At 63.0% G+C, this 14,307-nt stretch carries 9 protein-coding genes, 1 tRNA gene and 1 pseudogene; 3 read left to right on the top strand and 8 right to left on the bottom strand.

The features are described from left to right. Positions 1-18: 18 nt before the first annotated feature. The 8 genes and pseudogenes from ACZ0AJ_RS06980 to ACZ0AJ_RS06945 all read right to left on the bottom strand — a co-directional run bounded on the left by ACZ0AJ_RS06980 (position 19) and on the right by ACZ0AJ_RS06945 (position 10,222). Entirely contained in the window at positions 19-1,722 is a 1,704-nt protein-coding gene (locus ACZ0AJ_RS06980) for a GspE/PulE family protein (RefSeq protein ID WP_499454340.1), read from the bottom strand. A 266-nt stretch (positions 1,723-1,988) separates the two neighbouring features. Beyond that, entirely contained in the window at positions 1,989-2,753 is a 765-nt protein-coding gene (locus tag ACZ0AJ_RS06975; RefSeq protein WP_499453439.1) for a PEP-CTERM sorting domain-containing protein, read from the bottom strand. Between the two features lie 361 nt (positions 2,754-3,114). After that, positions 3,115-5,466, bottom strand: coding sequence for a carboxy terminal-processing peptidase (locus tag ACZ0AJ_RS06970; protein WP_499454337.1), 2,352 nt, complete (start codon positions 5,464-5,466; stop codon positions 3,115-3,117). A gap of 181 nt (positions 5,467-5,647) precedes the next feature. After that, positions 5,648-6,238 (bottom strand): hypothetical protein, encoded by a 591-nt coding sequence (locus tag ACZ0AJ_RS06965; RefSeq protein ID WP_499454335.1) that lies wholly within the window; start codon positions 6,236-6,238, stop codon positions 5,648-5,650. A 4-nt stretch (positions 6,239-6,242) separates the two neighbouring features. After that, positions 6,243-6,794 carry a thymidine kinase gene (locus tag ACZ0AJ_RS06960; protein ID WP_499453436.1) on the bottom strand — a complete coding sequence of 184 codons (552 nt, stop codon included), beginning with the start codon at positions 6,792-6,794 and terminating at the stop codon, positions 6,243-6,245. Positions 6,795-6,885: 91 nt separating this feature from the next. Continuing rightward, positions 6,886-9,138, bottom strand: coding sequence for a penicillin acylase family protein (locus ACZ0AJ_RS06955; RefSeq protein WP_499454333.1), 2,253 nt, complete (start codon positions 9,136-9,138; stop codon positions 6,886-6,888). Between the two features lie 31 nt (positions 9,139-9,169). After that, positions 9,170-9,960: pseudogene (locus tag ACZ0AJ_RS06950) on the bottom strand (ParB N-terminal domain-containing protein). Positions 9,961-10,137: 177 nt separating this feature from the next. Continuing rightward, positions 10,138-10,222, bottom strand: a tRNA-Leu gene (locus ACZ0AJ_RS06945). A gap of 247 nt (positions 10,223-10,469) precedes the next feature. On the opposite strand from ACZ0AJ_RS06945, the gene paoA reads away from it, so the two are divergent. From paoA to paoC, 3 genes are read left to right on the top strand one after another with little or no spacing between them, the layout of a single operon-like run. After that, a complete protein-coding gene (paoA, locus tag ACZ0AJ_RS06940) occupies positions 10,470-11,117 on the top strand; it encodes an aldehyde dehydrogenase iron-sulfur subunit PaoA (RefSeq protein WP_183551712.1) in 648 nt (215 codons plus the stop codon). After that, entirely contained in the window at positions 11,114-12,067 is a 954-nt protein-coding gene (locus ACZ0AJ_RS06935; protein WP_499453430.1) for an FAD binding domain-containing protein, read from the top strand. Before paoA ends, ACZ0AJ_RS06935 begins: the two co-directional genes overlap by 4 nt. 3 nt (positions 12,068-12,070) lie before the next feature. After that, a complete protein-coding gene (gene paoC, locus ACZ0AJ_RS06930) occupies positions 12,071-14,278 on the top strand; it encodes an aldehyde oxidoreductase molybdenum-binding subunit PaoC (protein WP_499453428.1) in 2,208 nt (735 codons plus the stop codon). Positions 14,279-14,307 lie beyond the last annotated feature (29 nt).

The raw sequence follows: 14,307 nt of genomic DNA, 5'->3' as shown, positions 1-14,307 counted from the left end.
CGTTTATCGGCCTTCGGCTCAGTCGTCGAACTGGTTACTGACCCGCATTGCCTCGGAGATCGTCGAGCGCCCCTGCACGGCCAGGCTCACTGCATGGCGGCGCAGTGTGTCGCCGCGCATTTCGGCCTGGGCCACTTTCAGGAAGTGCCCCGGATCGGGATGGTTGACGGCCTCGGTCACGGCGCGCGTCATCTCCAGCAATTCATAGACGCCGGTACGGCCCCGGTAGCCGGTGCCGTTGCAATGCGAGCAGCCCTTGCCGTGGAAGAAGCGCGTGGTCGCGGCCAGCTCCTTCAGTTCGGAGCGCAGCCACTCGACTTCGTTCGCGGCCGGCTGGTAGTCGACCGTGCAGCTTTCGCAGATCACGCGCACCAGGCGCTGGGCCAGCACGGCCTGCAGCGAGCCGCCGACCATGTAGCGCGGCACGCCCATGTCCATCAGGCGCAGCGGCGTGCTGGCCGCGTCGTTCGTGTGCAGCGTCGAGAGCACCAGGTGACCCGTCATGGCGGCGCGCAGACCGATCTGCGCCGTTTCCTGGTCGCGCATCTCGCCCACCAGCACGATGTCCGGGTCTTGCCGCAGCGCCGAGCGCAGCACGCGTGCAAAGGACAGTTCGATCTTGTCGTTGACCTGCACCTGGTTGATGCCCGAGAGGCGGTACTCGACCGGGTCTTCGACCGTGATCAGCTTTTTTTCGACCGAATTGAGTTCGGCCAGCGCGCTGTAGAGCGTCGTGGTCTTGCCGCTACCCGTCGGCCCGGTGACCAGCACCAGCCCGTTTGGACGCGCGACAATCGCGCGGAAGCGCTCGACCAGGCGCGCCGGCATGCCGATGGCGTCCAGCCGAAGATTCGTGCCGCCCTGGTTCAAGAGGCGCATGACGACCGATTCGCCGTACTGCGTCGGCATCGTCGAGATACGCACGTCGATGCGCTGGTTGCGCACCTTGACGGCGAAGCGGCCATCCTGCGGCAGGCGTTTTTCGGAGATGTCCAGGTCGGCCATGAGCTTGAGGCGCAGCGCCAGCGGTGTGGCCACCTTCAGGTCGGCCTCGGTCTGCAGGTGCAGCACGCCGTCGATACGAAAACGGATCTGCAGGCGTCCGTCCTGCGGCTCGATGTGAATGTCCGATGCGCGGACCTGGGCGGCATCGTCGAACACCGACTGCAGCAGCTTGACGATCGGCGCTTCTTCTAGGCCCGGGTTGGCCGCGAGCGCGCCGAAGTCGATGGACACGTCACCCAGGTCGGCCTCGACTTCGCGCGCCAGGCCCGTGATCTCGCCGGTGCGGCGGTAGATGCGGTCGATCGCGCCCAGCACTTCGGTCTCGTTGACCACGGCCAGCTCGACGCCCTTCTTGATCAGGCGCGCGATTTCATCGTAGGCGAACAAATCGGTCGGGTCGGACACGCCGACCAGCATGGCGTCGCCGCGGTCTTCCAGCACGAGGGCGCGAAAACGGCGTGCAGCCGTCTCGGGCAACAGCCGCACCAGGTCGGCATTGATGTTGTAGAACTTGAGGTTGATGTACGGGATGTCGAGCTGGCGCGCCAGTGCGCCGGAAATCTGGTCCTCGGTAACAAAGCCGTTCTCGACGAAAACCCGCCCGAGCTTGCGGCCAGTACGCTTCTGGTCCGCAAGGGCTTGCTGGAGTTGTTCTTCACTCAACAGCTTTTGCTGCATCAATACTTCGCCGAGACGCACTTTCTCTGGCCGTGCCATACCGTTCCTTGGTCAAATTCTTGCAGCGTAGATTCTATGCCAGAAAGAATAAAAATTGACTCAAGGAATTAAAATGTGTCGGCTTTTGGCCTCAAGCCTGCTGCCAGACAATGACGAAACACCATCAAAACGTGTGTTTGCGGCATTCAAGGCTGACAAATCCGGTACCGTTTCACCAGCACCAACATGCATATGGCGCCAGACCAGGCTGGCGCCATAGCGGTAGAGCAGCGTATAAAGCTGCCCTGCATCCCATGTCAAGAGACTTATTTGGCCTTGCGACGGCGACCGATCATGCCCACGCCAGCCAGACCTGCCAGCATCAAACCGATCGTGCCTGGTTCAGGAACTTCATTGATCTCGTTTGGCAGGATCAAGGCCGGATCGACGCCGGGCACCGCGGCGACTGGTTCCGTGGCTGGCTGGGTTGCACTGCCACCGCCTGTCTCGCCGGTGACAGGCGGCAGGCTCACGTCGACGCTGCCGCTGCCACCGGCAACTGGGGCGCTGCCACCGCTGGCGCCGCCGCCAGCCGAGCCGCCGGCCGAACCGGTGCCAGCGCCGCTACCACCGCCAACTGCCGCACCACCGCCAGCCGCGCTGCCAGCCGCTGGCGACGTTGCGCCGCTGCCGCTCTGGCCGGTTTGGCCTTGCACGATCTTGACGCCGTCGCCATCGTTGATGACGGCTGCCGAGTTACCAAAGCGTGCTGCCAGCAAGCCGTTACCGGCGCTCAGCACGTAGCTGGCGTCAATGCCTTGCTGCACAAACAGTTTCTGGGCTTCCGATTGCGACAGGCTGGCACTGGCCTTGCCGACCAGCACCGACGTCAGGTCCGTGTTCGCATTGTGGGCAATGCCGCCAACCAGGCTGACACCACTGCCGAGCACGCCGGAGCCAATAACACTGGAACCATTGCCCGAGGTCCAGCCGCTTTGGAACGCAGGCTGCGAAGCCGAAGACACGACATCAGCCTGGGCAACGCCGGCAGAGATCAGGAGCGAAGCAACAACAAGGTGGCGAATTGACATGAAAGTAACTCCTAGGAAAGTAAAAATTATTCTTTTTGCAAGCACGAAGCCATCCTAGCATGCGTTACGGAAAGCTAACTACTGGTCGGAATCAAACCGTGCGCACTATATTTCCACCACTAAACAGTTAATTCATTCCACTATTTATTTGAATTGAGCATATAGACCTAGATATCGAGCAATAAACGAAAACCGAATGTTCACGATCCATCAGGCAACCTAAATACTTTTATGACAATTCTCGTATTATTTTGTCACTATCAGTCTTGAACCCTGCGGTGGGAATGAAAAAAAGGCCGCACCCGGGAGGATGCAGCCTTTATTTGTATGACGCGACATCGTCGCGCCAGGAATGCAACGCTTACTTGACGTTGGTACTGACAGCACCGCCCGCTGGTGCGACGACCATGTACGGCATCACGCGCGATGCCATCCGTGTGTCCGTCTTGAGCATGCCCACCTCATCGGCGAGGATGTTGGCGGCTTCTTGCAGCATCACGTCCTTGGCATCCTTGGCCGCCTTCTCTGCTGCCAGCTCGGATTGCAGATTGCGCTCGTCTGCCTGCAGGCCATCATCCTGACGCGGCGTTCCGCGCACGGCAACCACTGATTTCTTGGCCTTGGTCGGATCCGGCGTTTCGGCGCGCTTTTCCTTGCTGCCCGGACCGCTGGCAGGTTCGTCCGGCGTCGCCGACGTGCCACCCAAACGGGCTTCACGCAGCTTCGAGCGGGCATCCTGCGTGTCACGCTCCTTGCGGCGCACGGCTTCGTTCAGCGAAATCACGTTTTCCTTGCGCAGCTTGAGCACTTCGGCAATGTCTTCTTGCAGGAACTGGAAGTCCTTGTCCTTGGCGATGCGCGCTTCATGACGTTGCTGCAGCGGCGCCACCAGTTCCTTCAGGTCGCCCGCCGGCATGTAATTGGCCGGCTTGATCGCCACCCATGGCAGCGCATTGTCGTACGACGATTCGCCAAAGCTGTCGAGGTCGGTCATGACCGGCAGCTTGATGTCCGGCGTCACGCCGCGCAACTGCGTGGTGCCGCCATTGATGCGGAAGAACTGGGCGATCGTCATCTTCAGCTCGCCGTAGCGGGCTTTTTCACCCGGTGCGAAGCGGTCGAGGTCGATCAACGTCTGAACCGTGCCCTTGCCGAAGCTTGGCTCGCCGATCACGATACCGCGACCGTAATCCTGGATCGCCGCCGCAAAAATCTCGGACGCCGAGGCCGAACCGCGGTTGATCAGCACGCCCATCGGGCCATCCCATGCCAGACCGGCCTTGACATCGCTTTCGACTTCGACGCGGCCTTCCGCCGTGCGCTGCATGACGACCGGGCCCTTGTCGATGAAGAGGCCCGTCAGTTCGACGGCCTCGGTCAGCGAGCCGCCGCCGTTGTTGCGCAAGTCGATCAGGACATTATCGACCTTGTCTTTCTTGAGCTCGACCAGGATGCGCTCGACGTCGCGCGTAGCGCTGCGGAAGTCTTTTTCACCCTTGCGACGGCCTTCGAAGTCTTGATAGAAGGTCGGCAGCGCGATCACGCCGATGCGGCGCTCGACGCCGTTTTCCTTGACCTTGATGATCGACTTCTTGGCGGCCTGCTCTTCCATGCTGATCTTGTTGCGGACCATCGAGACGCTCACGTGCTTGGCATCGACGCCGCCGTCGCCCGGAATCACGTCCAGGCGCACCGTGGTGCCCTTTTCGCCGCGCACCAGCGCGACCACGTCGTCCAGACGCCAGCCGAGCACGTCCGTGAACGGTGCATTGCCCTGTGCGACGCCGACGATACGATCGCCCACCTTGAGCTTGCCGGACTTTTCAGCCGGGCTGCCAGGCACGACTTCGCGGATGATCGTATAGTCGTCGCGCGACTGCAGCACGCAGCCGATGCCTTCGAGCGACAGGCGCATCGCGATATCGAAGTTGTCGGCCGAGCGCGGACCGAGGTAGTTGGTGTGCGGCTCGATGGCGGTGGCATACGCGTTCATGAACATCTGGAACACGTCTTCGTTGTTCAGCTTGCCGATGCGGTTGACGTAATTCTCGTAGCGCTTGTCGAGCGTTTCGCGGATCGATTTATCGTCCTTGCCGGCCAGCTTCAGGCGCAGCCAGTCGTTCTTGACGCGCTTGCGCCACAGATCGTGGATTTCGTCTTCGCTCTTGGCCCACGCTGCTTTTTCGCGGTCCAGCTGCATCGTCTCGTCGGTCGAGAAGTCAAAGTTACCCTTGAGCAGACTACGCGCGTACGCCATGCGTTCGCCGAAGCGCTTCTGGTACATGTTGTAGATCGAAAACGGCGCGCTCAGGTCTTCGTTATTAATGGCGTCGTCCATCTTCGTGCGCAGGGCGCCGAAGCTGTCGAGGTCAGCCTGCACGAAGTACAGTTTTTCGCTGTCGAGGCCTTCGAAGTATTTATCGAATATCTTGGCCGACATCGCGTCGTCGAGCGGGACCGGGCTGTAGTGGTAGCGGCCCAGAACGCGCGAGGCCCACAGCGCGGCCTGGGTCTGGGCGGCGATCGGCTTCATGTCAGCGGGAATGGCCGGGGTGGCGGATTTGCCGGCGGGCTTGGCAGCAGACTTCGCCGAATCGGCGGGCTTGGCCGGAACCGGTGGCGTTGCGACGGCAGCGGATTTCTCGGGCTGCGCGGTCACCACATGGGCGGACATGGCAAACGCCATGGCGGCGAGGAGCACGTGCTTCTTCATTCTGCGATTCTCCGAACGGGATTCCTGTTGCGGTTGCGGCATGGCGCAAGGCAAACCTGCCATACCGCGCTTTTCGGTTCATTCTACAGGTAGATCAGCGTGTTAGCGCCGGCCTGACCCGCTTGCGGCGCCGCAAAGGCTGACAATTAAGGTTGCCGTAAGCCTGCTCACACTCTTGTATTTACCCTTTGACAAGCGTCAATAGCGCGTCGCCGTAATACCAGACCAGACCGACCAGGATCAGCAGCGGCGCCCATGGCCACGAGCGGGCAGCAAGCTTCCAGTCAACGGGCGACGGCCAGAACGACAGGAACTGCGGCGCCAGAAACACCATCAGCGCCAGGTCTACCGGTTCAAAGGCCAGCCCGTGGCGCGTGCGCCACCAGGCCACGCCCAGCGGCACGAACAGCACCAGGAGCGGCGCCAGCGCGGCCGGCGCCGCGTTGTACCAGCGCAGATTGGCAAACGTGACCGAGCCAAGTTCCCAGTTGTGCCCGCCGGCCTTGCTGCCCTTGGCCCGCTTGATGCGGCGCGGCAGCACGCTCATCCCGACCGGCTCGGCATTGGTGAGAAGGCCCACCGAGAAATGCGCCAGTTCGTGGCACAGCGTGCCGGCAGCGGTAAACAAGAAAAAGACGGGGTGGGCGGCCGAGGCGATCCACAACAGGAAGGCCAGCGCCGCCGACGGAATCAGGTAGATCAGGATGTCGAGCGACGCGACTGCCATGGCGCAGGCGGCGGCGGGGAGCCAGGCGCTGCAGCCGCCGAGCATCGTGTCAGCGTGCGTAGAAGCAGCGCCCGCACGCCTGGCGGTAGCTTTCGTTGCCGCCGATACTGACCTGCTCGCCTTCGCGGATACGGCGGCCCTGCTCGTCGACGCGGATATTCATCGTCGCCTTCTTGCCGCAGGTGCAGATGTTCTTGATTTCCTCGATATCGTCGGCCAGCGCCAGCAGATAGGCCGAGCCGGGGAACGGTTCGCCGCGAAAATCGCTGCGCAGGCCGTAGCAGATCACGGGCACGCCGCGCAGCTGGGCCAGCTGGTGCAGCTGGCTGACCTGGGCCGCCGTCAAGAATTGCGACTCGTCCACCAGCAGGCAGGCGACGTTCTCGACCTGGTCGAGAAAGTTGGTGTCCGCGTGAAAGATTTCAGCGGGCCGCTGCGCGCCCAGGCGCGACGTGATCACGCCGACGCCGTAGCGGTTGTCGATGGCTGCCGTGTAGAGCTTGACCTGCTGGCCCTGCTCTTCGTAGTTGTGCGCGACCTGCAGCAGGGCCGTCGATTTGCCGGCGTTCATCGCCGAGTACCTGAAATAAAGTTTGGCCACTGCCCTGTCCTGCCTGTCTATCCGATGCGACGAAGGCTGCGATTATAGCGTGCCGGCAACCTGGATCGCCAGCGCCATCACCACCGGATTGTCACTTGCCCGGATGGTATCTCCGCTCGAGATTGCGCTCGATATCTTCCTTGTAGAACAGCACGTCCTTGAACTCGCCGCGCGCATACATGGCGGCCTGATCGTTGAAGTGCGGCGAGCGGGGATCGCTGCTCTGGCCGCCGGCCAGGATGCTCTTGGCGCGCACCTTCGGGCCGAACTCCACGGCAGCGACGAAGCTGTTGCCGCGGTCGCCGTAGATACGCTTCGTCGTTTGTTTGGCCGTCATGCCGAACGATGCCAGCGAGCCCCAGTTGGCCGATGTGAACGGCACCGGAATGCTCGGCTTGCTGTCGTCGTATTGCTGGTCGACCGCGCCCGAGAGGCGCTGGAAGCGGTTGATCTCGCCCCATGGCGTGCGCCAGTCGCCGAAGTCGGCCGTCAGTTTGTCCGACGCGCGCAGCAAGCCGTCGAGGCGGTCCGCCGGGGTCAAGCGCTGGGCGATGTAGTCGACCGGCGGGATCGCCTCGCCTTTTGCGCGCGCGCCATGCTGGGCCACCAGGTCCTGGCCCCAGTAGACGGCGAGCGACGTGGGGATCGAGTCGATGGCGTAGCGCATGTTCCAGCTGCGCAGTGCGTCGATCTGTTCGGCCAGCGCCGCCTTGCGCGGGTCTTCCGGCGGCAAGGCGTCGTAGTCGGCAATAACGGCCGGCACCAGCGGCTCGAATGCCTGCAGGCGCGTGTCGTACGAGGCCGCGATCAGGCCGTCGATATCCAGCCCCTTGGCATCCTTGAACACACGCGCGGCATTGCGGCCACGCGCATTCTCGGGCAGCGACCACATGTACGACGGGTAGTTCGCGCACTTGGGGCTGCTCGGGCCGGCCGCCGTGCAGGGCCAGTTGTTGGTGTTGAAGATGTAGCCGCTGGCCGGGTTGAACAGCGTAATCGTCTCGTCGATCTCGTGCAGGCGCTGCCATTCGTTGGCGGGATTGCTGCCGTCCACCGGGCGGGTCCAGTCCACGCGCGGGTCGCGTTTCGGGATGAAGTTCCCGTGGAAGTAAGCGATATTGCCCTTCGCATCGGCATACACGGTGTTGTTGGACGAATTGGTACGCAGCTCCATGGCTTTGTAAAAGGCGCTGTAGTCACGCGCCTTGGTGCGGGTGTACGACTGGGTCAGCGCATTGAGCGGGTCGTCCATCAGCTTGACCGACACCCACTTGCCGTTCTCGGCGCGCACGACCGGGCCGTGGTGCGTGAAGTAGGCAGTGACACTGCGGCTGGCCATCGTCCCATCGGGCATCCTGTACGGCAGCGCGATCGCGACCTTGCGCATCGGCGCCTCGTGCTTGCCGTATTTATAGAAGTACTCGCCGTTGCGGTCGACGACCGTTTCCAGGTATTCGTCGATGACGTCGCCCCCGCCGGACGTGTGCATCCAGCCCAGCTTGTCGTTGAAGCCCTGGTAGATGAAGAACTGGCCCCAGGTCACGGCGCCATAGGCATTCAGGCCCTCTTCGCTGACCATGTGTACTTCGGGCCGGAAGTAGAACGATGTATGCGGGTTGATCATCAGCAGCGCGTGACCATTGGCGCTCAGTTTTGGCGCGATGGCAAAGCCGTTCGAGCCCCGCGGTTCCGGCGCGAAGCCGCGCGAATCCTGGCGTTGCGTGTTCAGTTGCGCCACCGCCGGCCGCTTGCCATAGAACGCGGCCAGGTCGGCCAGCTCGATCGACTCGATATCACCGCCGATGCTGCCTTCGCTGAACGTGAGGGCCATCCACGGCTCGAAGTGGGTCAGGAGCTTCGGCTTGACCTCGGGATGCGTGTACAGGTAATAGTTCAGGCCATCGGCAAACGCCTTCATCAGGTTCTGCAGCCAGGCGGGACTGGCTGCATATTGCGCCTGCATGGCGGCCGGCTGGACGTACAGCTTCATGCGCAGGTCGCGCCAGATCTCGGCCTCGCCCTCGACTTCGGCCAGGCGCCCCATCGCATTGATGTAATTGAGCTCGATGCGGTTGAAATCGTCCTCGGCCTGCGCGTACAGCGTGCCGAACACGGTGTCGGCATCGGTGCGGCCGAACACGTGCGGAATGCCCCACTTGTCGCGCATGATCGTCACGCGCTCGGCCGTTGCTTTCCAGCGCGCGACCGTGGCCGCACTCGGCGCAGCTTGCGCGCTGGTGGCCGCGATCGGTGTCTTCCTGGGCGCGACGGCAAGCGATGGCGCGGCGGCGCCGATCAGGAGCAAGCCGAGCAATGCCGGCGTGAACGAACGTGACGTGGGCATGGGGGCTGGCTCCTTGAGGACGTGGCGAGGTTCAGTCGGCGCCGAGACCGGCGTTGACGAGGCGTTGTTTGAGGCGTTCGTTTTCGGTCAGCAGCGTGGCCAGGCGGTCTTTCATCGCTGCGCGTTCGCTGCGCAGCGTGGCCAGCTCGTCGGCCGGATCGACCACTTCTTTCTCTTTGCGCGGGCGGGCCGCACTTTTCTGTTCGCGCACCTGGCGCGCGGCCTGCTGCAATTCCTTGCGACCGCCGGCCACGGCGGCCAGTTGCGCCGATTCGGGCAACTGCGCCACGTTGGCGGCGGCATTGATCGAGATGGTGCCAGTGCGCACGGCTTCGCGCAGCTCGGGCGTCGCCGCTTTCTGGATGCGTTCGATCTGGCTGATCGTATTGCTCGACACGCGCGCCGCACGCGCGACGTCTTCGCGCGTGTTCCATGGCGGCGATGAGGCATCGGGCGCAGCATCGGCATCGGCTGCCTCATCGGCGGGACGCTCGGCCACGCGGGCCGAGACGATCTCTTTTTCTTCAGCGCCAGCACGCCGCGCTGGAAGTCCGAGACGCTGCGGCGCGCCAGGTGATTGTCGATCATCCACAGCATGACGTCCTCGATCGACTCGAAGGTGTTGTTGTGGACGGTGCGGAACGGAATGCCGTGCTTCTGACACAGTTCGTAGCGATTGTGGCCATCGATCAGCGTATCGCGCCAGAGTACCAATGCATCGCGGCAACCTTCGGCAAGCAGGCTGCGCTCGAGCGCGGCTTGTTCGATCGGGCTGAGTGGATCGACGAAAGAGCGCAATTCGTCGTTGATCGTGATATTCAATTCGGGTCCTTGCGAGTCGTACGGGGGAATATTGTGATGCGGCGGTATTGGTGCCGTGCCGAATGGCATGCTACACCATGCAGACGAGACCGCTGAGCTGCGCTTGCCCTACCTGGATGGTTGGGGGGTGCGCGCCAGGGTTCGTGCATCGGCGCTGTGAAGCGCCAGGATCATTCGTGGTGCGGGCAGCCGGAATCGAACCGGCACGCCTCACGGCGGCAGATTTTAAGTCTGATGCGTCTACCAATTTCGCCATGCCCGCGCCGCCCGGATTGTACTACGTGGAGCAACCCGGGTGTTAGTGGCTGAGCTGCGCCACTGGATTTAAACACGTACTCTCAACATGGCTATTAAACCAAAATGCTTCAGGTTTCAAGGGAGCGCGGCCTTCACGCGAGCTGACATAAAATCAATTCATTATCTTGTCATTTCTTTTCGCCTGGGCGGCGCCATCGTATCGACGCCAGCATCATGGTGAACAACGTACTGTATAGAAGGAACTTCCAAACATGGAACAATTCAGGGAAATCAAGCTGTCCCGGCGCGATGTATTGATCGCCGGCGCGGTATCGGCCTCGGCCGTTGCAATGCCGGGCGCAAACGCGCAGACGGCTGCCAACGCCCCGGCCGCCAACCCGGAGCCGGTCAAGGTCGGCGTCTCCTTCAACGTCAACGGCAAGGATGTCACGCTCGAACTCGACACGCGCACGACGCTGCTCGACGCGCTGCGTGAGCACCTCCACCTGACCGGCTCGAAAAAAGGCTGCGACCAGGGCCAGTGCGGCGCCTGCACCATCATCATGGATGGCCGCCGCATCAATTCGTGCCTGTCGCTGGCAATCATGCATGACGGCGCCAAGATCACGACGATCGAGGGCCTTGGCACGCCGGACAAACTGCACCCGATGCAGGCTGCCTTCGTCAAGCACGATGGCTACCAGTGCGGGTACTGTACCCCGGGCCAGATCTGTGCCAGCGTGTCGGTGATCGAAGAAATTCGCGCCGGCATGCCGAGCCACGTCACGGCCGACCTCAACGCCAAGCCACAGATGACCGTGGAAGAAATCCGTGAGCGCATGAGCGGCAATATCTGCCGATGCGGCGCCTACTCCAACATCATCGACGCCATCAAGGAAGTCGGAGGGGTCAAAGCATGAAGGTCTTTACTTACCAACGCGCCACCACGCCTGCACAGGCCGCGCAAACCGTGGCCCGCACGCCAGGCGCGCGTTTCATCGCCGGCGGCACCAACCTGCTCGACCTGATGAAGCTCGAGATCGAAACCCCGGGCGCCCTGGTCGACGTCAATAAACTGGGCTTCGACAAGATCGAGCCAACCGCCAACGGTGGCCTGCGCATCGGCGCCTTCGTGCGCAATACCGATCTGGCATCGGATCCGCGCGTGCGCAAGGATTACGCCGTGCTGTCGCGCGCCCTGCTGTCGGGCGCCTCGACCCAGTTGCGCAACAAGGCAACGACGTCGGGCAACCTGCTGCAGCGCACCCGCTGCTCGTACTTCTACGACACCGCGCAAAAGTGCAACAAGCGCGAGCCGGGCAGCGGTTGCGCCGCCATCGGCGGCTTCACGCGCAACCTGGCCGTCGTCGGCACCAGCGACGCCTGCATCGCCACGCACCCGAGCGACATGGCCGTGGCCATGCGCCTGCTGGACGCCGAAGTCGAAACCGTGCGCGCCGATGGCAGCAAGCGCACGATCCCGATCGCCGATTTCCACCGTTTGCCGGGCAACACCCCGCACATCGAAACGGTGCTCGAACCAGGTGAACTGATCACCTACGTGACCCTGCCAAAACCACTGGGCGGCGTGCACGCGTACAAGAAAGTGCGTGACCGCGCATCGTATGCGTTCGCGCTGGTGTCTGTTGCCACCGTGATACTGCCGGACGGCACCGGCCGCGTGGCCGTTGGCGGCGTGGCCCACAAGCCATGGCGCGTCGAGGCCGCCGAGCAGCAGATGGGCGCCGGCGCCAAGGCCGTGGCCGACCGCCTGATGGCCGGCGCGAAGACCACCGAAGAGAATGCCTTCAAGGTTCCTTTGGTACACCGTATTTTGGCCGCAGCAATGCAAGACGCAAAGAAAGCCTAAGCCATGAAATTCCTGACTCCAGCAACCACCAATCCGATTGACCGCATGCGCTATGTCGGTCAGCCGACCAACCGCATCGACGGCAAATTCAAGACCACCGGCACCGCGCCGTACGCGTACGAGCACCACAAGGAAGTACCGAACGCTGCCCAAGGCTTCGTAGTGGGCTCCGGCATCGCCAAGGGCCGCATCGCATCGATCGATATCGAGGCTGCGCGCCGCGCACCGGGCGTACTGGCCGTCGTCACGGCCGAGAACGCCGGCAAGCTGGGCAAGGGCGACATGAACACCGCCCACCTGCTGGCCGGCCCGAACATCCAGCACTATCACCAGGCCGTCGCGCTGGTGGTGGCGGAAACGTTCGAACAGGCGCGCGCTGCTGCGCACCTGGTCAAGGTCAAGTACACGGTCCAGAAGGGCCGCTTTGACCTGGACGCCGAAAAAGGCAATGCCGTGAAACCCGAGGGGGAATCGGATCCGCCGGATACCAAGACGGGCAACTTCGCGCGCGGTTTCGAAACCTCGCCCGTCAAGCTCGACGCCACCTACCACACGCCGGACCAGTCGCACGCGATGATGGAGCCGCATGCCTCGACCGCCTTTTGGGAAGGCGACAAGGTCACGGTCTACACGTCGAACCAGATGATCGCCTGGTGCCGCAGCGACCTGGCCAAGACGCTGGCCATCCCGAAAGAAAAAGTGCGCGTGGTCTCGCCATACGTTGGCGGCGGCTTCGGCTCGAAGCTGTTCCTGCGCGCCGATGCGCTGCTGGCAGCCCTGGGCGCGCGCGCGGCCAAGCGGCCGGTCAAGGTCTCGCTGCACCGCCACCTGATCTTCAATAACACGACGCACCGTCCTGCCACGATCCAGCGCATCCGCATCGGCGCCGGCCGTGACGGCCGCATCATGGCCATCGGCCACGAAACCTGGAACGGTAACCTGCCAAAAGGCAGCGCCGAAACGGCAACCGGGCAAACGCGCCTGCTGTACGCGGGTGCCGATCGCATGACCACCACCCGTGTGGCCGAGCTCGATCTGCCGGAAGGCAACGCGATGCGCGCACCGGGCGAAGCGCCGGGCATGATGGCGCTCGAAATCGCGATGGACGAGATGGCCGAAAAGCTGAACATGGACCCGGTTCAGTTCCGCATCCTGAACGACACCAAGGTCGATCCGGAAAAGCCGATCCGCAAGTTCTCGGAGCGCCGCTACATCGAGTGCATGCGCATGGGCGCCGACAAGTTCGGCTGGGCCAAGCGCAACGCCAAGCCAGGCCAGGTCCGTGAAGGCCGCTGGCTGATCGGCCACGGCGTGGCATCCGCCTTCCGTAACAGCCCGGTGATGAAATCGGGCGCCCGCGTCAAGCTGGGTACGGATGGCCGCGTGACAGTGCAAACCGACATGACCGATATCGGTACCGGCAGCTACACGATCATCGCGCAGACCACGGCTGAAATGCTGGGCGTGCCGCTCGATCGCATCGATGTGCGCCTGGGCGACTCGGACTTCCCGGCATCGGCCGGTTCGGGTGGCCAGTGGGGCGCGAACAGTTCGACCTCGGGCGTGTACGCAGCCTGCGTCAAGCTGCGCGAGCAGATTGCCGCCAAGCTGGGCGTGAACGAAGCCGACGCCGAATTCGTCGACGGCACCGTGCGCGTGGGCAGCAACAGTCAGCCCCTGATCAAGGCAGCGGCGGGCGGTGAGCTGGTTGGCGAAGACACGATCGAATTCTCCGGCGGCCTGGACAAGAAAAACCAGCTGTCGACATTCGGCGCGCACTTCGTCGAAGTCGCGGTCGATTCGGTCACCGGCGAAACGCGCGTGCGCCGCATGCTGGCCGTGTGCGCAGCAGGCCGTATCCTGAACCCGATGCAGGCACGCAGCCAGGTCATCGGCGGCATGACGATGGGTATCGGCGGCGCGCTGATGGAACACCTGGTGGTCGACAAGCGCCTGGGCTTCTTCGCCAACCACGACATGGCAACTTACGAGGTGCCGGTGCACGCGGACGTGCCGCACCAGGAAGTCATCTTCCTCAAGGAAGAAGACGAAATCTCGTCGCCCATGAAGGCCAAGGGCATCGGCGAGCTGGGTCTGTGCGGTGTTGCTGCGGCAGTTGCCAACGCAATCTACAACGCCACCGGCGTGCGTGTGCGCGAGTATCCGATCACGCTCGACAAGCTGATCGAAAAGATGCCGCTGTCGGTTTGATCGTCGTTTGACGTTCCAGTGGCGGCGGC

It is taken from the genome of Telluria sp. AC161 (assembly GCF_979258535.1).
The sequence above is the reverse complement of the archived record's forward strand: the minus strand, read 5'-3'. Positions and strand labels throughout refer to the sequence as shown.